The sequence below is a fragment of the Pseudomonas sp. TJI-51 genome, assembly GCF_000190455.2.
GTDB classification, from domain to species: domain Bacteria; phylum Pseudomonadota; class Gammaproteobacteria; order Pseudomonadales; family Pseudomonadaceae; genus Aquipseudomonas; species Aquipseudomonas juntendi.
On sequence record NZ_AEWE02000005.1, the window covers coordinates 26,722 to 51,155 of the forward strand.

At 64.2% G+C, this 24,434-nt stretch carries 20 protein-coding genes; 5 read left to right on the plus strand and 15 right to left on the minus strand.

Going from position 1 to position 24,434, the window contains the following annotated elements:
* Positions 1 to 35: 35 nt before the first annotated feature.
* The 8 genes from G1E_RS01130 to G1E_RS01165 form a co-directional block, all read right to left on the minus strand.
* Positions 36 to 2,411: an RND family transporter gene (locus tag G1E_RS01130; protein ID WP_033690558.1), complete on the minus strand. Its 2,376-nt coding sequence runs from the start codon at positions 2,409 to 2,411 to the stop codon at positions 36 to 38.
* A 20-nt stretch (positions 2,412 to 2,431) separates the two neighbouring features.
* Positions 2,432 to 3,454, minus strand: a complete 1,023-nt coding sequence (locus tag G1E_RS01135) for a YCF48-related protein (RefSeq protein WP_009683742.1) — start codon at positions 3,452 to 3,454, stop codon at positions 2,432 to 2,434.
* A gap of 267 nt (positions 3,455 to 3,721) precedes the next feature.
* Positions 3,722 to 6,391: an aminopeptidase N gene (pepN, locus tag G1E_RS01140; protein ID WP_047149563.1), complete on the minus strand. Its 2,670-nt coding sequence runs from the start codon at positions 6,389 to 6,391 to the stop codon at positions 3,722 to 3,724.
* Between the two features lie 13 nt (positions 6,392 to 6,404).
* Positions 6,405 to 7,235 (minus strand): DUF2797 domain-containing protein, encoded by an 831-nt coding sequence (locus G1E_RS01145; RefSeq protein WP_009683746.1) that lies wholly within the window; start codon positions 7,233 to 7,235, stop codon positions 6,405 to 6,407.
* A complete protein-coding gene (locus G1E_RS01150; protein WP_003260154.1) occupies positions 7,232 to 7,492 on the minus strand; it encodes a YeaC family protein in 261 nt (86 codons plus the stop codon). Before G1E_RS01150 ends, G1E_RS01145 begins: the two co-directional genes overlap by 4 nt.
* 13 nt (positions 7,493 to 7,505) lie before the next feature.
* Positions 7,506 to 8,384, minus strand: coding sequence for a rhomboid family intramembrane serine protease (locus G1E_RS01155; protein WP_009683747.1), 879 nt, complete (start codon positions 8,382 to 8,384; stop codon positions 7,506 to 7,508).
* Positions 8,381 to 9,352 carry a metallophosphoesterase gene (locus tag G1E_RS01160; RefSeq protein ID WP_009683748.1) on the minus strand — a complete coding sequence of 324 codons (972 nt, stop codon included), beginning with the start codon at positions 9,350 to 9,352 and terminating at the stop codon, positions 8,381 to 8,383. The genes G1E_RS01155 and G1E_RS01160 overlap by 4 nt, the downstream gene beginning before the upstream one ends.
* On the minus strand, positions 9,352 to 10,242 hold the full coding sequence (locus G1E_RS01165; RefSeq protein WP_009683749.1) for an NAD(+) kinase: 891 nt from the start codon (positions 10,240 to 10,242) through the stop codon (positions 9,352 to 9,354). Before G1E_RS01165 ends, G1E_RS01160 begins: the two co-directional genes overlap by 1 nt.
* On the opposite strand from G1E_RS01165, the gene G1E_RS01170 reads away from it, so the two are divergent.
* A complete protein-coding gene (locus G1E_RS01170) occupies positions 10,241 to 11,263 on the plus strand; it encodes a DUF1853 family protein (protein WP_047149564.1) in 1,023 nt (340 codons plus the stop codon). The two genes, G1E_RS01165 and G1E_RS01170, sit on opposite strands and share 2 nt — an antisense overlap.
* A 157-nt stretch (positions 11,264 to 11,420) precedes the next feature.
* Positions 11,421 to 11,966 (plus strand): cytochrome b, encoded by a 546-nt coding sequence (locus tag G1E_RS01175; protein ID WP_009683752.1) that lies wholly within the window; start codon positions 11,421 to 11,423, stop codon positions 11,964 to 11,966.
* Here the strand turns inward: G1E_RS01175 and G1E_RS01180 are convergent.
* Both G1E_RS01180 and G1E_RS01185 read right to left on the minus strand, forming a co-directional pair.
* A complete protein-coding gene (locus G1E_RS01180) occupies positions 11,957 to 12,850 on the minus strand; it encodes a 1-aminocyclopropane-1-carboxylate deaminase/D-cysteine desulfhydrase (RefSeq protein ID WP_047149565.1) in 894 nt (297 codons plus the stop codon). The two genes, G1E_RS01175 and G1E_RS01180, sit on opposite strands and share 10 nt — an antisense overlap.
* Before the next feature lie 58 nt (positions 12,851 to 12,908).
* Entirely contained in the window at positions 12,909 to 14,945 is a 2,037-nt protein-coding gene (locus G1E_RS01185; protein ID WP_009683755.1) for an NADPH-dependent 2,4-dienoyl-CoA reductase, read from the minus strand.
* 194 nt (positions 14,946 to 15,139) lie between these two features.
* On the opposite strand from G1E_RS01185, the gene G1E_RS01190 reads away from it, so the two are divergent.
* Both G1E_RS01190 and G1E_RS01195 read left to right on the plus strand, forming a co-directional pair.
* Positions 15,140 to 16,258 (plus strand): carbon-nitrogen hydrolase family protein, encoded by a 1,119-nt coding sequence (locus tag G1E_RS01190; protein ID WP_009683756.1) that lies wholly within the window; start codon positions 15,140 to 15,142, stop codon positions 16,256 to 16,258.
* Between the two features lie 4 nt (positions 16,259 to 16,262).
* Entirely contained in the window at positions 16,263 to 17,348 is a 1,086-nt protein-coding gene (locus G1E_RS01195; RefSeq protein ID WP_009683757.1) for an AraC family transcriptional regulator, read from the plus strand.
* A 212-nt stretch (positions 17,349 to 17,560) separates the two neighbouring features.
* On the opposite strand, the gene G1E_RS01200 is transcribed toward G1E_RS01195, so the two are convergent.
* Positions 17,561 to 17,953, minus strand: a complete 393-nt coding sequence (locus tag G1E_RS01200; RefSeq protein ID WP_009683758.1) for a MerR family transcriptional regulator — start codon at positions 17,951 to 17,953, stop codon at positions 17,561 to 17,563.
* Between the two features lie 74 nt (positions 17,954 to 18,027).
* Here G1E_RS01200 and G1E_RS01205 point away from each other — a divergent pair, with 74 nt between their 5' ends.
* Positions 18,028 to 19,128 carry an SDR family oxidoreductase gene (locus G1E_RS01205; RefSeq protein ID WP_009683759.1) on the plus strand — a complete coding sequence of 367 codons (1,101 nt, stop codon included), beginning with the start codon at positions 18,028 to 18,030 and terminating at the stop codon, positions 19,126 to 19,128.
* Positions 19,129 to 19,220: 92 nt separating this feature from the next.
* Here the strand turns inward: G1E_RS01205 and G1E_RS01210 are convergent, their stop codons facing one another.
* The 4 genes from G1E_RS01210 to G1E_RS01225 all read right to left on the minus strand — a co-directional run bounded on the left by G1E_RS01210 (position 19,221) and on the right by G1E_RS01225 (position 24,426).
* Positions 19,221 to 20,474 carry an OprD family porin gene (locus tag G1E_RS01210; RefSeq protein WP_009683760.1) on the minus strand — a complete coding sequence of 418 codons (1,254 nt, stop codon included), beginning with the start codon at positions 20,472 to 20,474 and terminating at the stop codon, positions 19,221 to 19,223.
* Positions 20,475 to 20,533: 59 nt separating this feature from the next.
* The gene (locus G1E_RS01215; RefSeq protein WP_009683761.1) at positions 20,534 to 21,838 is read right to left on the minus strand and encodes a CitMHS family transporter; all 1,305 of its coding nucleotides are present in this window, start codon (positions 21,836 to 21,838) and stop codon (positions 20,534 to 20,536) included.
* A 122-nt stretch (positions 21,839 to 21,960) separates the two neighbouring features.
* Positions 21,961 to 23,274 carry a dicarboxylate/amino acid:cation symporter gene (locus tag G1E_RS01220; RefSeq protein ID WP_009683762.1) on the minus strand — a complete coding sequence of 438 codons (1,314 nt, stop codon included), beginning with the start codon at positions 23,272 to 23,274 and terminating at the stop codon, positions 21,961 to 21,963.
* Positions 23,275 to 23,346: 72 nt separating this feature from the next.
* On the minus strand, positions 23,347 to 24,426 hold the full coding sequence (locus tag G1E_RS01225; RefSeq protein WP_082416152.1) for a 4-oxalomesaconate tautomerase: 1,080 nt from the start codon (positions 24,424 to 24,426) through the stop codon (positions 23,347 to 23,349).
* Between the last annotated feature and the right edge of the window lie 8 nt (positions 24,427 to 24,434).

Here is a 24,434-nt window from a genome sequence, read left to right on the forward strand (position 1 = left end):
TGCCGGCGATTGGGCCGCAACGCGGCCCCCTGCCTTCAATGGGCGAAAATCGACCCCCCTTGCTTGCCCACCATTTTCTCCGGCTTGATCAGGAACCGCGCCAGGGCCGGCAGCAGCCACAACGCCCCGAACATGTTCCAGAGCAACATGAAGGTCAGCATCAGGCCCATGTCGGCCTGGAATTTGATCGCCGAGAAGATCCAGGTGCACACACCAATGGCCAGGCACAGCCCGGTGAACAGCACTGCCTTGCCGGTCGAGCGCAGGGTCTGGTAATACGCCTCCTGCAACGGCAACCCAGCGCGCAGGAAACTTTCCAGGCGGCTGTAGATGTAGATGCCGTAGTCAACGCCAATGCCCACGCCCAGCGCCACCACCGGCAAGGTGGCCACCTTCACACCGATGCCCATGTAGGCCATCAGCGCGTTACCCAGCACCGAGGTCAGCACCAGCGGCAGAACGATGCACAGGGTGGCGGCCAACGAGCGGAAGGTGATCAGGCACATTACTGCCACACAGATGTACACCAGGATCAGGATGGTCAGTTCGGCCGACTTGATCACCTCGTTGGTCGCGGCCTCGATCCCGGCATTGCCTGCTGCCAGCAGGAACTGCAGGCCCTCCTTGTTGTGGCTGTCGGCAAACGCCTGGGCTACCGCCGTGACCCGCTCCAGGGTTTCGGCCTTGTGGTCGTTGAGGAACACCAGTACCGGCGCCAGCGAGCAGTCACCGTTGTACAGCCCATCGGCACGGGCGATGGAGTTGTTGAGGATGTCGGGGTTGCGCGACAGGGTTTCCCATTTCAGGCTGCCCTCGTTCATGCCCTTGATCACCTGCTTGGACACAGTGACGAGGGAGATCGCCGACTGGACCCCCGGGGTGTTTTCCATGGTCCACATCAGCTCGTCGATCGGGGTCATGGTCGAGTGGATGGAACACTGCTCGGCCGGCGTCTTGACCATGATCACCAGCACATCGGAACTGGTCGAGTAGTTGCTGATGACGAAGTTGTTGTCCTGGTTGTAGCGCGAGTCGGGGCGCAGTTCCGGCGCGCCCTGGTCGAGGTCGCCGATTTTCAGGTTCTGGCTGTACCACAGCCCCCCGCCGAAGGCGAGCAGCGCCAGCGCCACCGACACCGGCGCCACCCTGGCGCTGGCAAAGTTCGACAGCAGGCGCCAGAACGGGTGTTCGCGGGTGGCGTCCTTCTTGCTGCGTTCGATGGCCTTCTTGCTGATACCGACATAGGAGATGGCGACCGGCAGCAGGATCAGGTTGGTGAACACGATCACCGCCACCCCGATGGACGCGCCGATGGCCAGCTCGCGAATCACCCCGATGTCGATGATCAGCAGGGTGATGAAGCCCACCGCATCGGCCAGGATGGCGATCATGCCCGGCAGGAACAACTGCCGGAACGTTCGCCGTGCAGCGGTGAGCGCATTGTCGGCGTCACTCGACTGCAAGGCGATGCCGTTGATTTTCTGCACCCCGTGGGAAATGCCAATGGCGAAGATCAGGAACGGCACCAGCATCGAGTATGGGTCCAGGCCGAAACCCACCGCGTGCATCAGCCCCAGTTGCCAGACCACCGCCACCAGGGTGGTGATAAGCACGGCGATGGTGCTGCGGATACACCAGGTGAACCAGTACAACAGCACCCAGGTGATCACCAGGGCGACGCCGAAGAACATCGCCACCATCACCAGGCCGTCGATCAGGTCACCGACCTTCTTGGCAAAGCCGACAATGTGCACTTTCACATTGGGGTTCTGCGCCTGGAACTTGTCACGCACCTTCTCTTCCAGCAGGTGCGAGAACTGCTGGTAATCCAGTTTCAGCAGCCGGCTGGGGTCCTGCGGGTCAGGGTAGCTTTCCAGCAGTGGCACATCGATGATACTGGACTTGAAGTTGTTGCCGACCAGCCGCCCGACCTGGCCGGACTTGAGCACATTGTCGCGCAGGGTATCGAGGCTGTCCTGGGAGCCGTTGTAGGTGTTGGGGATCACCTCGCCACCGGAAAAGCCCTCTTCCGTGACCTCGCTCCAGCGCACGCTGGGGCTCCACAGCGACTTCAGCCCGGCACGGTCGACGCCAGGCAGGTAAAACACCTCGTCATGGATCTGGCGCAGGGTCTCCATGTAATCCTTGTCGAAAATGTCACCCTTGACCGCCTCCACCGAGATGCGCACGGTGTTGCCGAGGTTGGCCAGGTCGTTGCGGTGCTCCATCATCTGCTCGATGAACGGGTGCTGCAGCGGGATCATCTTCTCGAAACTGGTGGAGGGGCGAATCTGCGTCGCCTGCCAGAACAGGAAAATACTGATCAGCACGCACAGGGCGATGACCACGGGGCGGTTGTTGAAGATCAGCCGTTCGAGCAGCGTAGGCTTGTCCTGGTGATGCGGATGCATGGTGATGCTCTCCCGGCTGGTCATTGGCGCGGCTCCTCGGCAATGCGATCGGCACCTTGCGCGGTTGCCAGGTGCACACCGCCCTGGCCCACCAGCAGCAGGCCGCCATCGGCCAGACCACTGACGCCGGCCAGGGCGATGCGGTCGCCACGGTTGTACACGCTGAAGGTCTGGCCATCGTCGGTACTGCGCAGCACGCTGCCGCCGTTGCCGACCAGCACCAGGGCGCCATCAGCCAGCAGCGCAGCGCCAGCCAGGCCGAATTCCAGGCTGCCGCGCGCAGCCTCCAGTTCGACCTGCTGCCAACTGTCACCGAAGTCGGCTGAACGGAACAGGTTGCCGCGCAGGCCGTAGGCCAGCAGGGTGCGGGGTGAACGGGTGCCGATCACGCCAAACAGCGAGCCCTCGTAGGGGCCTTGCAGCTTGGCCCAGGTCTGGCCGTTGTCTGCAGAGCGGAACATGCCGCCCTGCTCGCCAACGATGAACAGGCCGGCATCGCGCACCTGGGTGATGCCGTTGAGGTGCAACTGGTCGGGGTTGTCCAGGCGCTCGGCCACGTCCTGCCAGTGCTGGCCGCCGTCAGTGGTTTCCAGGAAGGCCCCGTAGGCGCCCACGGCAAAGCCATGCCGGGCATCCAGGAAGGTGACATCCAGCAACGGCGCTTCACGGGCAAGGTCTTCGAACTGCTTGGTCCAGGTGGCGCCGCCGTCGCTGCTGGTGAGCACCTGGGCGTCATGGCCGACGGCCCAGCCGCGCTTGTCGTCGATGAAGAACACCGCCGTGAGCAACTGCCGGGTAGGTACCCGGGCCTGGGTCCAGGTGTTGCCCTGGTCGTCGGAGAACAGGATATGGCCGCGATCACCGACCACCACCAGGCGCTTGCCGGCGTGGGTGGCGCCGATCAACAGGCTCTGGCTGGCCTTGGCCGATTCGGTGGAGTACTGGTCGGCACTGGCGGCTTGCACGCTGCCGGCCCACGCGCCCAGTGCCAGCGCCAATGCCGCTGCCAATGGCCAGGCGCGGCGCCTGTTGTGTTCCCTCATGACTGTCCCCTTGGTGTTTTTATTCGGCGGGTCAATGCATTGCAGGCACTGCGAAAAGCCTGATCTAGAGGCCTGCAACAGCTTGAAGGGATCGTAGCGGGGATGTTCGCGGGATTACAACGGGCGGGGTGTTATGTTTTGTTGTCGGCCTGAAAAAGCCAAGGCCGCGGTGCGGCCCATCGCGACACAAGGCCGCTCCTACAATCGCACCTCACCCTGTAGGAGCGGCCTTGTGTCGCGATGGGCTGCAAAGCAGCCCGATTGCCCTCAAGCCAGGCTCTTGCTCACCACTTCATACACATCACTGGACAGCTCACCCGAAGCCAGAATCCGTTCGAGCTCGCCCTTCATCAGCGCCTGGCGCGCCTCGTCATACTTGCGCCAGCGGGTCAGCGGCGCCAGCTGACGAGAAGCGATCTGCGGGTTCAGCGCATTCAGTTCGATCACAAGGTCAGCCAGGAAACGGTAGCCAGAACCATCGGCGGCATGGAAGTTGACCAGGTTCTGCCCGGCAAACGCACCGATCAGCGCACGCACCTTGTTGGGGTTCTTCAGGGTGAACGCCGGGTGCTGCATCAACGCCTTGACCCGCGCCAGCCCGCCCGGCAAGGTGCTGGCCGCCTGCACGCTGAACCACTGGTCCATCACCAGCGGGTTGTCCTTGAAGTGCTCGGCGAACGCCTCCAGCGCTTTCGCCCGCTCGGCCTGGAATGGCGAGTTGACCAGCACCGCCAGCGCGGTCAGGCGCTCGGTCATGTTGTCACAGTGCTCGAACTGCTCCAGGATCGCTTCCAGCACGTGCGGCTTGCCGCTCAGCATCAGGTACGACAGGGCGATGTTCTGCAGGCTGCGGCGGGCGAAGTGCTCGGCCGAGGCCACATAGGCAGTGCTGCGCGACGCTTCGCGGTGGGCCTGGTAGCGCGCCCACAACGCGTCGAACAGTTGCTCGGCGATCTGCTGGCGGGCGAACTCGCGGGCGGCATGGATGGCGTCCACGTCGGCCACCTGGCTGATTTCGGTGAGGTAGGCCTCACCCGGCAGCGAGAGCATTTCGGCAACCATGGCCGGGTCCAGCGACGGGTTGCCCAGTACCGTGCCCAAGGCCGTGATCAGGCGCTGGTCCAGTTTCAGGGCTTCGCCACGCTGGTGCTGGCCGATCAGTTCCTGCAATACCTGGACCGCCAGCTGCTGGCCCGCTTCCCAGCGGTTGAAACCATCGCTGTCATGTTGCATCAGGAACATCAACTGGTCGCGGTCGTACGGGAAACTGAGCTTGACCGGGGCGCTGAAGCCACGCAGCAGCGACGGCAGCGGCTTGGCCTGGATACCCTGGAAGGTGAAGGTCTGCTCGGCCTCGGTCACCGACAGCACCCGACTGGTGGCTGGTTCGGCCGCCGTGGCGGCGCCTTTCCCTGCCAGTTGCAGCGGCAGGTCGTTGCCGGCAGCATCCAGCAGGCCCAACTCCACCGGGATCACGAACGGCAGCTTCTCGGCCTTGTCCGGGGTGGGCGGGCAGCTTTGGCGGAACGTCAGGCTGTAGGTCTGGGCGGCGGCGTCGTACGCTTCGCTGACTTCCAGGCGCGGGGTGCCTGCCTGACTGTACCAGCGCTTGAACTGGGTAAAGTCCACGCCGTTGGCGTCTTCCATGGCCTTGATGAAGTCGTCGGTGGTCACCGCCTGGCCATCGTGGCGCTCGAAATACAGGTCGCTGCCTTTGCGGAAACCATCGGCACCCAGCAAGGTGCGGACCATGCGCACCACTTCGGCGCCCTTCTCGTACACTGTCAGGGTGTAGAAGTTGGAAATCTCGATGAAGCTGTCCGGGCGCACGGGGTGGGCCATGGGGCCGGCATCTTCGGCAAACTGGTGAGTACGCAGGTAGGCCACGTCCTCGATGCGTTTGACCGTGCGCGAGTTCATGTCGGCACTGAACTCGGCATCGCGGAACACCGTGAACCCTTCCTTCAGCGACAGCTGGAACCAGTCGCGGCACGTGACGCGGTTGCCCGACCAGTTGTGGAAATACTCGTGGGCGACCACACCTTCGACACGCTGGTGCGCGGCATCGGTGGCCGTTTCGGCGCGGGCAAGCACACAGCTGGAGTTGAAGATGTTCAGGCCCTTGTTTTCCATGGCGCCCATGTTGAAGTCGTTGACGGCAACGATCATGAAGATGTCCAGGTCGTATTCACGGCCGTAGACTTCCTCGTCCCAACGCATCGACTTCTTCAGGCTGACCATGGCGTGGTCGCACTTGTCCAGGTTCTCGGGCTCGACATAGATGCGCAGTAGCACATCACGGCCCGACTGGCGCGTGAAGGTGTCTTCGACGCACCACAGGTCACCGGCCACCAAGGCGAACAGGTAGGCTGGCTTCTTGAACGGGTCTTCCCAGGTGGCCCAGTGGCGGCCGTCCTCGGCCGGCCCGCTGCCGGTGGGGTTACCGTTGGACAGCAGCACCGGGTAGCGATGCTGCTCGGCGATCACCGTGGTGGTGAAGCTGCTCATCACGTCCGGGCGGTCGAGGTAGTAGGTGATCTTGCGGAACCCCTCGGCCTCGCACTGGGTGCAGAACATCTTGCCGGATTTGTACAAACCTTCGAGCGCAGTGTTGCTTTCCGGGTGGATCTTCACGCTGGTGTCGAGGGTGAAGTGCTCGGCTTGCGGCTGCACGGTCAGGCTGTCACCGTCCAGCTGGTAATCGGCGGCCTGCAATTCCCGGTCATCCAGCGCGGCACGCAGCAACTCCAGCTGCTGGCCATCGAGCACCAGCGGCGGCAAGCCGGCACCGCGTGCCGGGTTGCGACGCATCACCAGCTGCGCGTGAACCAGGGTGTGGTCCTCGAACAGCTCGAAGGTCAGGTGCGTCTCGTCGATCAGGTACTCGGGCGCCTGGTAATCCTTCAGGTAGATCACTTGCGGTTGTTCGGTGCGCATGTGCAGGTCCTTTTTACTGGAGCACGGCCAACTGGTAGGCCGTGTACTTGCGAATATTGATCACACCGGTGTCGAAGATCAGGTACTGGCCCTTGATGCCCAGCAGCGTGCCTTCGGCGACCGGGTCCTTGTCCAGGTTGAAGCTGACGATCTTTTGCGGGTAGGCCTGGACCGGGTAGTTGATCTGCACCACTTCGGCGTCCGGCAGCGGCTGGATCGCCTGCAGCCCGAAACGCCCCTGCAGCTCGCCCAGGCGCTCGGCGCACGCGTCGAATACCTGCTCACGAATGGCCGCCAGGTCGAGCACCTCGGCATCGCCCTTGAGCAGTGCACGCCAGTTGGTGCGGTCGGGCACCTGGCTGCGCAGCACGTCTTCGACCAGGCCAGACTGCTGGCGGGTAGCCACGCGCATGATCGGCAGGGCCTGGCTGGCCCCTTGGTCGAGCCACCGGGTGGGCAGCTGGCTGGCGCGGGTGATGCCGACCTTGATCCCTGACGAGTTGGCCAGGTAGACCACGTGGTCGGTCATGCAGAACTGTTCGCCCCAGGCCGGTTCACGGCAGGTGCCGGCCTCGTAGTGGCATTTTTCCGGGGCCATGATGCACACATCGCACTGGGCCAGCCGGGTCATGCACGGGTAGCAGTAACCTTGGCTGAAGCTGGTCTTGGTGCGCTTGCCGCAATGGCTGCAGTGAATGGCGCCAAGGTATTCCAGGCGCAGGCGCTGGCCGATCAGCGGGTTGACCGGCACCTGCGTGTCACCCAGGCGGAAGCTGTACTGCACCACCGGCGCCTGCAGGCTTACCGCCATTTTGCTCAACGAGCCACGAGCGAGTTCGATCAATGTACCGAGTCCGACTTGAACAGAATGTTGGCGATCGGCGCGGACTTCGACGCGCATTCCTGCGGGCCCATGTAACCGGTGCGCTGGTCTTCTGGCAGGTTTTTCATCTCCCAGGCGATCACGGCCTGCAGCGACAGCTCTTTCTGCTCGGCGGTGAGCTTGCGGCCATCCGACCATTTGCCGATTTCCACGGCCAGTTTCAGGCTTTCGTAGATTTCCGGGGTGATGTTTTCAATCATTTGCGCGAAAGTGGACATACAGTCTCCTGATTCAAGCCGACAGTTTACGCCGGGCCAGCGCCCCACCCAAGAGCCCGGTCAGGCATCCGATGAGCAGCCCGCCAACGTGGGCGGCGTTGGCGATCTGGCCAAGGCCGAGGCTGCCGACCACACCGGTCAGGCACACCACCAGCCAGATCAGCATCATCACCAGCACACCCTTGGGCAGGTTGAAGTAACGGTTCGGTGCCAGCCACTGGAACAGCCATACATGCCCCAGCAGGCCGTACAGTACGCCAGACAGCCCGCCGAACAGGCTCGGCCCGCTGGTGTAGTGCTGCGCCAGGTTGGAGACCAGGCTGTACAGCAGGGTCAGGCCCAGCAGCATCCAGGGGCCCTGGCGCAGCTCGATGCGCTTGCCCAGCTCCCAGTACCACAGGCTGTTCATGGCCAGATGCAGCACGCCGAAGTGCAGCAGCATGGGTGATACCAACCGCCACCATTGCCCTTGGTCGAGGGTTTCTGCCAGCGGGGTGAAATACAGGTAGTCGCCCTGCACCCGGAAGTCGAGGAAGGTAAACCAGCTGATGGTGGTGAAGTTGTCGCCCAGGCTGGTCAGGCCGGCGACGATGAAGCACGCCAGCAGGGTGAGCGTGGTGACCTTGCAGGCCCGGGCCTGTTCTGCCAGGGACGGCACTTTCGCGGCCATGCCCGCTGCCACCGGCTCGGGGGCAGCCGACAGCTCGGCGTTGCCTTGCGGGTAGCGCTGGTAAAGTTCGCGGACGTCTTCGGCCAGGGTGTCGGGCGCCCAGAGTACCTGCACGTCCCCCTCTTCGCTGACCCGGTGCGGCACCTGCAGGCGCTGCAGCATGTGAATGAAGCCGCTGAGGTCGACCGACAGCGGCAGGCGCATCACTTCGATTATGTTCATTGGTTGGCCTGTGGGCGGTCTACGTCGACCCACACGAACTTGTGCGGGTCGATGCGGGTTTCGTCATCCAGCCGGTAGGCCGCCAGCTTGCCGTACAGCACCGCGCTGTAGTCCAGGCAGGCCAGGTTGGGGCGAATCGGCGCGGGGTGGCCGCTGCGCCAGTAGTGGCCGACGAACAGCATCGGCTCGTCTTCGGCATAACGCAGCAAGGCATTTTTCTGGCTGTGGCTGAGCGGCGCATTGGCCACCTCGGCCGGCAGGGCATCAGGCTGGAACACGATGTCGCCGTAGGTTTGCGGGTCTTCCTCCCAGAACTTGGTGCGGAAGAAGGCGCGCGTCAGGCCGTCGCCGCCGGTCAAGGTCAGGCCGTCGGGCAGGCGCATGTCGGTACCGCGCAACAGGCGGTTGCACACGGTGGCGGCGAAGCTGTTGCTCACGGCTGAAGCCTGGATGAAGTGCTCATCGATGCGCCCGTCGGGGTACTGCTGGCGCAGCGGCTCGATCAGTTGCCGGTCCCAGCAGGCGTGTACCAGGCGGAAACGCCCGGCATCGATGAACAACGGCAGTTGGTAGAACCAGTTGACGAAGTCGTGCCAGTCAGCGGGGTGCTGGGCGAACTGGGCCAGGGTTTCGTCGATCAGCCGGGCGTGCCGCGGGGTGTGCTCGCGGACGAAGGCCTTGCCGCTGCCGGGCAGCGCCGGCGTGACCCAGCCCAAGGCGTTGTACTCGTGGTTGCCCATGATGCAGAACGCCTGGCCAGCCTCGACCATGTCGTGGACGATGTGCAGGGCCTCGCGGATGCGTGGCCCACGGTCGACGATGTCGCCGAGGAACAGCGCCTGGCGCCGCGGGTGGCGCCACACGCCGGCCACGCGCTTGTAGCCGAGGGTATCGAGCAGGCGTTCAAGGGTATGCGCACAACCGTGCACGTCGCCGATGATGTCGAAACTGCGCGCCGGGTCGAGCATCAGTCGTCACTGCTCCCCAGGCGGCTGCCCCAACCAAGCTTGGTGCGGCAGACCTCGTAGTAATTGTGGTCGAGCGGGTGGATCAGGCGCAGCTTCTGCGGTTTTTTGCTGACCGTGATGGTGTCGCCGGGGGCGCAGGTGAAGTGGTTCTGGCCATCACAGGAAACCTGCGGGTAGATCTGCAGGTCCTTGGACACCACGATCTTCAGCTCGCTGTTGCCGTCGACCACGATCGGCCGCCCCGACAGGGTGTGCGGGTACATCGGCACGATGACGATGGCGTCCAGCTTGGGGTGCATGATCGGGCCGCCAGCCGACAACGCGTAGGCGGTGGAGCCGGTGGGGGTGGCAACGATCAGGCCGTCGGCCTTCTGGCTGCAGACGAACTGGCCGTCGATATAGATTTCGAACTCGATCATGCGCGTGGACTTGCCTGGGTGCAGCACCACGTCGTTCAGCGCATCGCCCTGGCCAATGGCTTCGTGATGGCGGCGGACCTCGGCCTGCAGCAGGAAGCGGTTTTCCACCAGGTAGTGGCCGTCGAGCACCTCGGCGACCTTCTCTTCCAGCTCGTCGGGGCGGATGTCGGTGAGAAAGCCCAGGTTGCCCCGGTTGATGCCCAGCACCGGAATGTTGTGACGGGCCAGGGCCCGGGCGGCGCCGAGCAGGCTGCCGTCGCCGCCCACCACGATGACCAGGTCGCAGACTTCGCCCAGCAGCTTGCGCGTGGAGGTCTGCAAGCCATGCCCGGGCAGCACTTCGGCAATGGTGTCCTCGAGAATCACGTGCAGGTGGCGGTCGAGGAGGAATTTTTTCAGTCGGCGGATGGTGTCGAGCACCTGCGAGCTACCGAGGCGACCGATGATACCGATATTGCGAAATTGCTCCATGGGGCTCCTGCAAGGCTCTGCGGCGGGTGACGATGCGCCGATTATGGGCGAAACCACCGGGCAGCGGCAAACCGGCTATGCTCGCAGGATGACACCCTTCAGCCAACTCCACGATCTGCCCCGGCAACTGCAGCGCCCGGCCGTACGCGACCTGGCCTGGGCAGTGCTGTCGCCGCCCTTGCTCGCTGGCGCGCCCTGCCCTCAGCGCCACCCGCTGGCGGGCAGCCTGTGGGCACAGCAGCCGCACCGCCTGGAGCAGTGGCTGCGGGCGCTGGATAAGGATGACCATCCGCTGCGCGACTGGCTGGCGAAACTGGGCAGCCGGCGCCTGGGGCTTTACTACGAACGCCTGTGGCAATTCGCCCTGCGCCACGCACCGGGCATTGAACTGCTGGCCGCCAACCTGGCCATTCGCGAGGGCGGCCTGACCTTGGGCGAGCTGGATGTACTGCTGCGTGATGCAGACGGGGTCCAACACCTGGAATTGGCGATCAAGCTGTACCTGGGCCCGCCCGGTGGCGGGCACGATACCCAGGCCTGGCTGGGGCCAGGCTGTCATGACCGGCTAGGGGCCAAGCTGGCCCACCTGGCGCAGCACCAGTTGCCGATGTCGCGGGGGGCGCACAGCCAGCAGGCGCTGGCCCGGCTTGGGGCGCAGCAGGTGCAGGCGCATATGTGGCTGGGGGGCTATCTGTTCTATCCGCGGCCTGGGCATGCCGAGGAACCGGAAGGCGCCAACCCGCAGCACCTGCGCGGGCGCTGGGTCAGGCGGCGGGATTGGGCCATGGCGGTTGGCGAGCGCTGGCAACCGCTGCCGCGCAGCGCGTGGCTGGCGCCAGCGCGGGTCGAAGCGGCGCAATGCTGGCAGGCAGAGCAGTTTGCAGCGTGGCTGCATGTGCTGGACCCGCAGGCCCCGGCGCAACTGCTGGTAAGGCTTGAGCAGGAGGCCGATGGCGCCTGGCAGGAAGCCGAACGGGTGTTTCTGGTGGCTGACAATTGGCCGCAGCTACGCAGTGATTGATGCAGGCCTGACGCAGGTCAAGGCTGGTCCGCACAAAAGCCCGTGCAGGCAACACAATTTTCACAGGCCTGGCGCAACTATCTGCTGCCGGTAGCCATTAAAGTGACACCTGAGCGCCAACAAGAGCGCTATTCAAACCTGATGACGAGGACTGATCATGGTTTCATCCACCCCAGCACCGCATTACGCACGCCTGTCCATCGCCCTGCACTGGCTGATGCTAGTGCTGCTGGCCGCTGTCTACGCCCTTATCGAACTGCGTGGCCTGTTCCCCAAGGACAGCGCCGAGCGCAACCTGATGAAAGACCTGCACTTCATGCTTGGCCTCAGTGTCTTCGTGCTGGTCTGGTTGCGCCTGGCGATGCGCCTGAGCCGGCCTACCCCGCCGATCCTGCCCAAGCCGCCCGCCTGGCAGACCGGCCTTGCCCACCTGATGCACCTGGCACTGTACCTGCTGATGATCGGCATGCCGCTGGCCGGCTGGCTGATCCTCAGCGCCGCCGACAAACCGGTACCGTTCTTCGGCCTGGAGCTGCCGCACCTGATCGGCCCGAACCCGGACCAGGCCAAGTTCATCAAGGGCTGGCATGAGCGCGTCGGCAGTTGGGGCTACTGGCTGATCGGCCTGCATGCGCTGGCCGGGCTTTACCACCACTATGTGGTGCGCGACAACACGCTGTTGCGCATGCTGCCCTACAAATAACCACGTCGGCCTTGCAGGCCGCCGGTATGCACGAAGATCATGCGGCTGCCGGGCGCCAACAGCCCGGCGGCGACATGATCGCGCAGGGCCAACAGGGCCTTGCCGGTGTAGAGCGCTTCCAGCGGCACCCCCGTGTGCTGCTCGCAGTCGGCGATGAAGGCCAGCAGTTCGTCGTCGAACCGGGCAAACCCACCTCGGCAGGCCTCGTGTAGCTGGTAGCCATGTGCGCCCGCCAGTGCTGCCACCCCTTGCGCCACACCGTGGTCTGCAGGTACCGCCAAGGCGCCATGCACGGTACGCGCACCCGCCTCGGCCATGGCCAGGCCAGCCACGGTAGTGCCTGTTCCGGCAGCCAACCACCAGCCATCGTAGTCCGGCCAGCCCAGGGCCGAGATCTGCGCCTGCGCCTGCTGCACGATCAGCGCGCAGCCCTGCGCGCCAGCCAGCCCACCGCCGCCTTCGGGAATGCACTGCCAGCCCGGATAGCGCGCTTGCCAAGGTTTCCAGAAGCCGGGCTGGTGGCGTGCGCGGTAGCCGCCATAACCCAGCCAGTGCAGGTGCATGCCCATCGCTTGCAGGTCACGTACGGTGGGCGTGTCCTGGGCATGGCCGCGTAGCAGGCCGGCAGTGGCGAAGCCAAACCGCTTGCCGGCCGCAGCCAGCGCATGCAGGTGGTTGGAGTGGTTGCCACCCAGGCTGATCAGCCCGGGGGCATTGCCTGTGGCGGCCTGCTGCAGGTGGTGGCGGAGCTTGAACCACTTGTTGCCGCTGATCAGCGGATCGATCAGGTCCAGGCGCAGAATGGCAACCTGCACCTGGGCGTGTTGCAACCACGGCAGGTTCAAGCGTTGCAGTGGGGCTTGAGGAAGGTCGAATGCATGCATGGATCGCAGTTTACAGGCAAAGCCCGGGGCAGCGCCCGTGGGCTGCCCCGGGCCGATCTCAGAGCTGCGCCGCCAGCCGCGACCCTTGGTTGATCGCCCGCTTGGCATCCAGCTCGGCCGCCACGTCGGCGCCGCCGATCAAATGCACCGATTGCCCCGCAGCCACCAACCCATCCTGCAGTTCGCGCAGCGGCTCCTGCCCGGCGCAGATCACGACGTTGTCCACGGCCAACACCTGCGGCTCACCGCCCGCCACGCGAATGTGCAAACCGGCATCGTCTATGCCCAGGTACTCGACACTGTTGAGCATCTGCACGCGCTTGTTCTTCAAGCCGGTGCGATGGATCCAGCCGGTGGTCTTGCCCAACCCGTCCCCCACCTTCGATGCCTTGCGCTGCAGCAGGAACACCTGACGCGCCGGCGCATGCGGCTCGGCCTTGATGCCGGCAACGCCGCCGCGTGCCTCAAGCCGGGTATCGATGCCCCACTCCTTCCAGAACGCATCACGGTCCAGGCTGCTGGCCCGCCCTTCCTGCACCAGGTATTCGGATACATCAAAACCGATACCGCCGGCCCCGATCACGGCGACCGCCTTGCCCACCGGCTTGCGCTCAAGCAGTACATCCAGGTAGCTGAGCACCTTGGCATGCTCGACCCCGGGGATGGCCGGGGTACGCGGGGCAATGCCGGTGGCCAGGATGATCTCGTCATAGCCGCCCTGCACCAGCGCCTGCACATCCACGCGGGTATTGAGGTGCAGGTCGACGCCAGTGCTTTGCAACTTGTTGCGGAAGTAGCGCAGCGTTTCGAAGAACTCTTCCTTGCCCGGGACGCGCTTGGCGACATTGAACTGGCCGCCAATTTCGCTGGCAGCGTCGAACAGCGTCACGTGATGCCCGCGCTCGGCGGCAACGGTGGCGGCGGCCAGGCCCGCCGGGCCGGCGCCGACCACGGCAATGCGCTTCGGCGCTGGCGCAGGCAGGTAGTTGAGCTCGGTTTCGTGGCAGGCCCGCGGGTTGACCAGGCAACTGGTCAGCTTGCCGCCGAAGGTGTGGTCCAGGCAGGCCTGGTTGCAACCGATGCAGGTATTGATTTCGTCGGCGCGACCGGCAGCAGCCTTGTTGACGAAATCCGGGTCGGCCAGGAACGGCCGAGCCATCGAAACCATGTCGGCATCCCCTTCGGCCAGCACCGCCTCGGCCACTTCCGGGGTGTTGATGCGGTTGGTGGTAATCAGCGGAATGCTCACCACACCCCGCAGCTTGGCCGTGACCTTGCTGAACGCCGCACGCGGGACCTTGGTGGCGATGGTCGGGATCCGCGCCTCATGCCAGCCGATCCCGGTGTTGATCAGGGTAGCGCCGGCCTGCTCGATGGCCTTGGCCAACTGCTCGATTTCCGCCCAGTCGCTGCCGCCCTCGACCAGGTCAAGCATCGACAGGCGGAAGATGATGATGAAGTTCGGCCCTACTGCCGCGCGTACCCGGCTGACGATTTCCACAGCCAGGCGCATGCGGTTTTCGTAGCTGCCGCCCCAACGGTCGGTGCGCTGGTTGGTGTGGGCGGCGAGAAACTGGTTGATGAAGTAACCTTCCGAACCCATGATTTCGACGCCGTCGTAACCGGCACGCTGGGCCAGCACCGCGCAATTGACGAAGTCGGCGATCTGCTTCTCGATGCCTTGCTCGTCCAGCTCCTTGGGCTTGAACGGGTTGATCGGCGCCTGTATCGCGCTGGGTGCCACCTGCCGTGGGCTATAGGCATAGCGCCCGGCATGCAGGATCTGCAGGCAGATCTTGCCACCGGCGGCGTGCACCGCCTCGGTGACGATGCGGTGCTGGTCGGCCTCCGCCTCGGTGCTGAGTTTGGCCGCGCCGGAATACACCCCGCCTTCATCATTGGGCGCAATACCGCCCGTGACCATCAGGCCAACGCCGCCCCGGGCACGCTCGGCAAAGTAGGCCGCCATGCGCTCGAACCCCCCGGGACGCTCCTCGAGGCCGGTGTGCATCGAGCCCATCAGGGTGCGGTTGCGCAAGGTGGTGAAGCCAAGGTCCAGCGGGGCAAGCAGGTGCGGGTAACGTTCGGCGGCCATGGAAAGGTCCCCAGGTGGCGTGATTCACGGGATGCGGGCGCCTCACCGAATGGCGGGCCTCCGTCGTTTGTCTGTCAGCGACATTAAACAGCCGTTTGAATTGGCTCAATGATCGAAACTGACAAGTTATTGATCCTGGCAAACAGGGCGCTTACCCTAGAGAGCCTTCCTCAGCCAATGTGCCGTTCTGTTTCATGCGAAAACTTCTGGCAAGCGCCCTGGCGCTGGTAGTGATCGCCGCGCTCTGCGGCTACGGTTTCTGGAGCCAGCAGCGCCCGGAAGGCCACTACCTGTCCGACCTGCGCATCGAACTGGCGCTGAACCATGGCGTGCCGGGCGACCGCGGCAACCTGCTGGGTATCGAGCCGTTACTGTTCCCCAGCGACTACCAGAACCTGCAACGCCTGCACCGCAAGCTGGCCGCCTACCTTGAGCAGGCGCGCGCCCAGGGCCTGGTCGGCCCGCGCACCGTGGTCGTGCTGCCGGAACACATCGGTACCTGGCTGTGGGCACGCGGCGAAAAGAACGAGCTGTACCAGGTCACCCAGAGCCGCGAGGCCCAGCAATGGCTGGAACTGAGCAACCCGCTGCGCTACGCGCTGGCCATGGTAGCGGCCGAGGGCGACGACCGGCGTGCCGACGCCCACCTGCGCATGAAGGCCGAGCAGATGGCTGCCGACTATCAACAGCTGTTCGGTGGCCTGGCCAAGGAATTTGGCGTGACCCTGGTGGCCGGCTCCATCGTGCTGCCCGCCCCCTATGTGCAACAAGGCGTGCTGCATGCCGGGCGTGGCGCACTGTTCAACAGCAGCGTGGTGTTCGCCGGTGACGGTTCCCTGCTCGGCCAACCGCAACGCCAGCAATACCCCGACAGTGACATGCGCCGTTATGTGCAGGAGGGCCGCGATTATCCGCTGCAGGTCGTGCAAACCCCCGCCGGGCGCCTGGGCGTGCTGGTGGGCAGTGACAGCTGGTACCCGCAGAACCATCAGCAACTGGCCAGCCAGGGCGTGCAGCTGGTAGCCAACCCGGTGTTTCTCAGCGGCAAAGGCAGCTGGCAAGCCCCCTGGCGTGGCAACCGCCACCAGGCGGCCAGTGCCGGGCTGGCCGTGCAGCGTGGCCAGGTCAGTGAGCAAACGGCCTGGCAACGACTGACCGAGGCGGCCGGGGCTGGGGTCAGCAGCATGAGCGTGTTCATGCGGGGGCAGTTCTGGGAACACGGCAGTGACGGCCAAGGCTTCGCCCGCCAGGCCGGTGAGTTGCTGGCAGGCACGCCGAGCCCTGGCGCCCGCTTGCTGAACCTGTGGTTGTAAGGCCATGGCCCGCCCCCGCGTACGCCTGGGCGAGCTGTCGGTCGGCTTTGTTCAGCCGCTGACCGAAGCCCTGCGCGAACTGGGCCACGCCCCCGAACCGCTGCTGCGCCGCTATGGGCTGGAGGCACCGCGCCTGAGCGAAGCCAATGCGCGCCTTTCAATCCCGCGCTACATGCACCTGGGCCATGCGGCCATCGAGCAATGTGGCGAAGCCGCGCTGGGCTTGCACATGGGCCGCCTGAGCCGACTGGCCCAGGCGGGCCTGGCGGGAGTCACTGCGGCCCAGGCGCCTACCGTGGGGGAAGCCGCGCGCACCTTGCTGCGCTTCGAACCGCTGTACGCCGCCAACTACCGCGGCCAGTCCAGCTTTCATGAAGACGCCGAAGGTGCCTGGCTGCGTTTCTACTCCATCAGCCCCTACAACGCCTACAACCGCTTTGTGGTGGACTCGGTGCTGGCAGGCTGGCTGGCTCAACTGGCCGACCTGGCGGGCGTTGCGCTGCAGGCCGAGCGCCTCGAAATCGAATTTGCCGCACCCGCCTACGCCGCGCAGTACCAGGCGCTGTGCAGCACCCCGGTGCAGTTCGCTGCCGACGGTAATCAATTGCGCCTGAGCCGCGCCACCTTGCAGTTGGCCAACCCCAGGCACTGCCCCAGCACCTGGCAGCACCTGCTGCAGTTGTGTGAAGCAGACATGCTGCAGCGCACGCGGGTGCGCAGCCTGGGTGAGCGCATCACCCACCTGCTTGGCCCATTACTCAACGGTGGCCGCGAACCGGAGCTGGTCGAGGTAGCCCTGCACTTGCAGTTGCCCACCTGGACACTGCGGCGCAAGCTGGCCGAAGAAGGCACGCGGTTTCGTGACCTGCTCAATGAAACACGACGCGACCTGGCCGAGACCTACATCCGTGATACGGAACTGGCGTTCGGCGAGATTGCTTATTTATTGGGGTTCGCTTCGGCCGAGGCCTTCCAGCGCGCGTTCAAGCGCTGGACGGGCCTTACGCCGGGAGAGTTTCGCCGCAGCCAGCGGCGGGCAGGTCAAAGCTCGGTGGCGTCGTCGGCCGGTTCCGGGGTGTCCAGCTCGTAGGCTTGGGATTCGAGTAGTTCTTCCTGGTATTCATCCATGGTCCTGCTCCCTCTTTACTCATTTCATCTTCGTAGTTATCGCCGTCATGCTAAGCCAGTGGCATGACGCAATGATGACAAGCTTATGATCGGGCAACGCGGCCATCGTTCCAGTGAAAACGCGATGCAACACCGATCGAGTACCACAAGGTCCTTTTTTAGGAGAACAGGCGTTCAGGCGCCAGCGGAAATGTTTTCAGGAATTGTCAGCCCAGTCGCAACAGCACTGGCGACGAGCTTGGCACGCTCGCTATCAAGCACCTCATATGCGGCCTGCAGCGTCTGAATCTTGGCCTGGATTTCAGCCATTTTGCCACTGACCAGCAGTGCTCCCTGCACGCAATCGAGGGTATTGCCGCGCCTGGCAGCCAGTATCTCCCCTATTTCGGCAAGCGTGAAACCGCCCCGCTGGGCAGTTTGCACGAAGTTCAGGTCAGCGACGGCCTGCTCGCTGTAGCTGCGATAATTGTTGGCTTGCCGCTGGGCCACGATCAGCCCGAGCTGCTCGTAATAGCGCAACGCATGGCGGCCGACGCCGCTGCGGCGCTCCAGCTCCCCGATGTTCATGGCACAAAACCCCTTGACCTTAGAGTGCGCTCTACACCCTAACCTGCGCCCATCTTGCAGACAAGGAAACTGACATGAGCGTGGAATGCTTCGTTACCGGCGGCAGTGGTTTTATCGGCCAGCATCTACTGGCGCGCCTCACCGCCACCGGGCACACCGTGCGGGTGCTGATGCGCCACCCGGAAAACCTCGCCCGGCTCCGTGAACAGGTAGGCCGCCTGGGGGGCAAGCCTAAATGCGTACAGGCAGTTGCCGGCGATATCGGCACAGAAGGCCTTGGGCTCAGCGAAGCCGACCGCCAACGCGTGTCGGCTGCCGCAGTGGTGTTCCACCTCGCGGCGCACTTCACCTGGGGGCTTTCCCTGGAACATGCCCGTGCCGTGAACGTGCAAGGTGCGCTGCGGGTCGCGCAGCTGGCGGCTAGCCAGGGCACCCGCCTGCTGATGGTGGGCGGCTACATGCTGCAGAATTTCAGCCACCTGGCCAGCATCGGGGTGGATCACGAGGACCCGGAGCATACCGACTGGCCCGCGGTTTACCGCCGCGTAGGCGGTTATGAGGCGAGCAAGCTGGAAGCGCATTTCGCCGTCATCCGCTACATGCAAGGTGCGGGCGCAGCGTACTCGATCGTTCACCCAGCCACGGTCTGCGGCGACAGTGAGCGCGGGCACATCCTCGACGGGCAGCCGTTGGCAGCATTGATTAGCGGCCTGGCGTTGGGCCGGTTCAAGGCCATTCCGGGTTCGCCCAGCCATTGGCTGCCACTGGTCAGCGTCGACTACTTGGTTACCCTGATGGCTTGCGTGGCATTCGACCCTTCAATGGCCAACCGCCAGGTGCTTGCACTCGACCCGCACACCCCTAACCTGCAAGGCTTGCTGGAGGACATCGCCGCCACCCTGCAGGTAAAAGCCCCGCGCCACCATGTGCCGATAGGCGTGCTGAAGTGGTTGTTGGCAATTCCCGGAGTAGCGACCCGCCTGGCAATCAGCCCCGAGTCGCTGAACTTCATCCAGCCGCAGCGCTTCGACCTGAGTTTCAGCGAACAACTGGAACGCAGGTATCAGCTCACTCACCCGAACATCAAACACACATTGGCAAAAACCGTGCGCCACGTCGAACGCAACCTGGGCCACGGCAGCATGCCTGGGGTAAACATACCGACCAACACCTGAACCCACATGGCCGCCCGCAAGCGCCTGCACGTCGCCCCGGCGCGGCCGGCCACTCAGGCTGAGCCGCCAGGGCTGACTGCGGCGCTCAGCCCTTACCAGAGGGCGATGTCGTATGTCAGGTAGATGCGGTTGCTGTCACGCCCGCGGGAGAAGTCGGAGCGGTACACGTAGTTGCGCAGCTTCACCCCAAGGCCCTTGACCGGCCCGGATTGCACCACGTAGGCAAGCTCCATGTCGCGCTCCCACTCGCTCAGCCCGGCGTCAGCCGAGCGCCCGTTATCCCCGCTGAGGTAGCGGGTCATGAAGGTAAGCCCTGGGATGCCCGCCGCAGCGAAGTTGTAGGCATAGCTGGCCATCCAGGTTTTCTCTTCTTCCTCGATGAACTTGCCGATACCCACGTTACTGAACGAGTACACCGTGGCGCCGCTGATGTAGGGCAGCCCGGCCTTGCCGTCGAGCACCTGGTAGCCACCCCCGAATGTGTGCCCGGAATGGGTGTACGACAGTTGCCCGCTGAACATGTCATTGTCGATTTCGCCGCCCCGGGCAGCGCCGCTGTCGCGGCTGTTGAAATAGCGCAAGTCGGTGGTGAGCACGCCGCCGGCCAAAGGCAGGTCGTAGATCAGGCCGGCAAAGTCCTGGCGGTAGAAATGTTCCAGCTGGCCGTGGAAATAGCTCAACTTCAACTGCTTGTTGACGGCGTAGTCGGCACCGGCAAAGTTGAAATCGCCAGACTCGTCACCGCTGTAGCCGTCCAGGTACAGGCCAGTGCTGTCAGAGGAGTCGCGCAGCTTGAAGCGGGTCAGGTGCCCGGCAGTCAGGGTCAGGTTGTCGATGTCGGTGCTGGTCAGCTGGGTGCCCTGGTAGGTTTGCGGCAACAAGCGGGCATCGTTGTAGATCAGCACCGGGGTTTTCGGCAGCAAGGTGCCATGCTTGACCACGGTCTGCCCCAGGCGCGCCTTGGCCGTCACGCCGGCACTGGCAAACTCGTCAGCGGCGCGGCCATCGTCATGCGTCGGCAGCAAACCGGTACCGCTGCGGCCGCGGCCCGAATCGAGCCGCACGCCGAGCAGCCCCATGGCGTCGAGCCCCAGCCCCAGGGGGCCCTGGGTGAAGCCGGACTGATAGTCGAGCAGGAAGCCCTGCGCCCATTCCACCCGCTCGCTCTTGGCGGTGGCAGCGGCGCGCGGGCTCATGCCCTGTTCGTCGCGGAAGTTTTCGTTGAAGTACACATTGCGCAGTTGCAGCTTCAGCTTGCTATCGTCGACGAAACCGGCGGCGCCGGCCACAGGCAGCCAGCCGCACAGCAGGCCACAGGTGGCCCCACGGAAAACAGCTCGGGACATGATTGATACTCTATTGTTGTTTTTGGGTGAGCGGGGCGCCGGTCGGCGCCCGAAGCAGTTCAGACGAAGAAGGACAAGGCACCGGTGGCCAGCGCCAGCGCAGTGATCACCAACGATGTGAGCACCGCCCATTTCACCGTGGCTTTCTGGAAATCACCGATGTCGCGGTCGACCATCCCCACCAACAGCAGGGTCGAGGCCACCAGTGGGCTCATCAGGTGCACCGGCTGGCCCAGCACCGAGGCGCGGGCGATTTCAATCGGGTCGATGCCATAGGCGGTCGCGGCATTGGCCAGGATCGGTACCACGCCAAAGTAGTAGGCGTCGTTCGACAGCACGAAGGTCAATGGCATGCTGGTCAGGGCCACCACCAGTGGGAACCAGTGGCTCCAGGCGGCAGGAATCCAGTCGACCAGGGTCTGCGCCAGGGCGTCGACCATCTTGGTGCCCGAGAAGATACCGGCGAAGATGCCCGCGGCAAATACCAGCAATACCACGGTCATGGCATTGCCCGAATGGGCGAGGATGCGTTCTTTCTGCAAGTCCAGTTGCGGGTAGTTGATCATCAGCGCGGCGACGAAGCCGATCATGAAGAGGATCGCCGCGTGCATTACCCCGAAGACCAACGCGGTCATCACGGCGATCACCAGGGCCAGGTTTACATAGGCCAGGCGTGGGCGCTTGTAGGGAGCGTCGCCAAGGATTTCCTTGATGTAGCAATTGCCACCACCCGACTCCAGGGCGATGTTCCCGATGCGGCGACGCTCGGCACGGCCCAGCAGGAAGGCGGTGAATACCACCCAGGCAGCGCCACCGATCACGGTCGGCAACATCGGGATGAAGTATTCGGTGGCGTCCAGGCCCAACGCGGCGATGGCTCGGGTCGCCGGCCCGCCCCAGGGGCTCATGCCACTCATGATGCTCAGCGACAGCATCGACACCGTGGCCAGGATCATCGGGTTCATGCCGATGCGCTTGTACAACGGCAGCATGGCCGCGCAGGTAATCATGTACGTGGTGGTGCCGTCACCGTCCAGCGCTACCACCAGCGACAGCAGCGCGGTGCCGATGGCGATCTTGACCGGGTCGCCATTGACGCGCTTGAGGATCTTGCGGATCAGCGGGTCGAACAGGCCGGCATCGATCATCAGGCCGAAGAACAGGATGGCGAACAACAGCAGTGCGGCTGACGGTGCCACCATTTTCAAGCCATCGAGCATCATCTTGCCCAGGTCGGGGGCAAAGCCACCGATCACTGCGAAGACAATCGGTACGACGGTGAGCGCCACGATGGGGGACAGGCGTTTACTCATGATCAGGTAGGTGAAGGTCACCACCATGATCAGGCCCAGGAGTGCGAGCATGGTTTTTTCTCTTGTTTTTATTGTGTTGCGGCCGCCAGCAGGGCAGACGGCCCCCTACCCCACCCGCACCGTCAGGGTGCTGGGTGGGATTTCAAGTCAGCGAGGACAGATGGAAAAGGTGTTCAGCCGTGGTGCCGAGGCTCCGCAGCCCAGTCGGCCTGTGCCGTATCGGCTTCGTCTGCAGCGGCCGGGATTCCGTTCAGGCGGCGCAGCAGCGTTTTCCGGTCACAGGCATTCTCCGACAAGGAGATGACCACGGTCGCGACGGCGTTGCTGGCCAGGCTGGTCAGGGCGCGCGCTTCGGACATGAAGCGATCGATACCGATCAGCAAGGCAAGCCCGGCCAGCGGGATGTCGTGAATCACGGTGAGGGTCGAGGCCAGGGCCACGAAACCACTGCCGGTCACGCCTGCTGCCCCTTTGGACGACAGCAGCATGATCGCCAGCATGGTCACCGTCTGGCCGAGGGTCAGGTCGATGTTGCAGGCCTGGGCGATGAACACCGCGGCCAGCGACAGGTAGATGGCCGTGCCGTCGAGGTTGAAGGAATAGCCAGTCGGCAGCACCAGCCCGACCACGCCCTTCTTGCAGCCCAGTTTCTCCAGCTTCTCCAGCATGCGCGGCAGCACCGGCTCGGTGGAGGACGTGCCGAGTACTACCAGGAATTCCTCGCGGAAGTAGCGCAGCAGCTTCCACAGGCTGAAGCCATACGCACGGCAGATGCCGCCGAGCACCACCAGCACGAAGAACGCACAGGCGATGTACAGCGTACCGACCAGCTTGGCCAAGGCACCCAACGAGGTCACGCCGTACTGGCCGACCGTGAACGCCAGTGCACCGAAGGCGCCGATGGGGGCGAAGCGCATCAGGTAGCCGAAGATGCGGAACACCATGGTCGAGGCCGATTCCAGCACATTCAGTACCGGCTTGCCCTTCTCGCCCATGGACGACAGGGCAAAACCGCTGAGCACGGCGATGAACAGCACCGGCAGCACCTCACCCTTGTTGAACGCACCGATGAAGGTGTCCGGGATGATGTGCATGAAGAAGTCGACCACGCTGAGCTTGGCCGCCGACGCAGCGTACTGGCTCAGCCCGGCAGTGCTGAGGGTCGCAGGGTCGATGTTCATGCCGACGCCCGGGCGGAACAGGTGCACCGCCGCCAGGCCGATCATCAGGCTGACCACGGTCAGGCCCAGGAACAACAGCAATGTCTTGCTCATCAAGCGCCCCAGGGAGCGCTTGTCGGTCATGCCGGCGATGCCGGTGACGATGGTGCAGAACACCACGGGGGCAATCATCATCTTGATCAGCTTGATGAACGCATCACCCAGCGGCTTGAGCGCAACAGCCTGTTGCGCCCAGAAGTGGCCGACCACTACGCCCAGCAGGACGGCGCAGAGGATCTGAAAGTACAGCGATTTGGCGAGTCTCATGAGGCATCACCCATTGTTGAAATTGTGCGGATGCGCTTGTTGCAATTGTTTGGAGCTGAACGGCTGCCAGAGCTACCCGGCCAATCTGCGGAATGTAGGGGCGTAAACGAAACCTGAGAACAACCGTCGGGCAGTTCGCACCACCGAGGCCTGGATGGTCTTGCCATCGGCGCCGGTGCGCGACAATGCCACATCGATGCCACCGCTTGGGTGTTCCAGGCGCACTTCGGTCAATTGCTCGGCGCCCTCGCCCAGCAGTTCACCGATCACGGTGCCAGGGCTGACACAGGCAGTGGCCAACCCGATCGAACCTGTAATGGCCAGCGCGCGGTGGCAGCTGTGCGGCATGAAGTAGCGAACCTGCAGGGTGCCGTCATAGCGCGGTTTGGAAACCAACACCGGCTTGGGAATGACCATCCCGCTGACATCGCCCAGGCCCATGGCCTTGCCGGCCTTCAGGCGCAGCGCTTCCAGGCGCTTGAGCAGGTCTTCGTTGGCATCGAGTTCGGCAGGCGTTTCCGAACCGGTGACACCGAGCTGGCTGGCCTCGACCACCATCATCGGCATGGCCATGTCGATGCAGGTGACCGGTACGCCGTCGATCACGTCGGTGGCCTGGCCGGTCGGGAACAGCTTGCCGGTCTTGCTGCCAACCGCATCGAGGAACGTCAGCTGCACCGGGGCGGCAGTGCCCGGAACGCCATCGATCGCCGTGCGGCCTTCGTAACGCACGATCCCGCCGGGGGTTTCCACCAGCGAGTTGACGAACGTTCCGGTGTTGAGGTTGCGGATGCGCACCAGGGTCTTGCCTTCCTGGCCCTTGACCAACCCTTGCTCGATGGCGAACGGGCCAACGGCGCACAGCATGTTGCCGCAGTTAGGGGCGGTGTCGACCCTGCGCTGCGCGACCATGACCTGCACGAACAGGTAATCTACGTCAGCGTCGGCATGCAGCGAAGGGCTTACAATCGCCACCTTGCTGGTCTGCGGGCTACCGCCACCGATCCCGTCGATCTCCAGTTCATGCCCGGAGCCCATCAGGTTGATCAGTAATTCGTCGCGCTCGACCACGTTGGCAGGCAGGTCCCAGGCGTGGAAAAACGGCCCCTTGGAGGTGCCACCGCGCATGAGTACGCAAGGAATTCGTTGCATGATTTCGC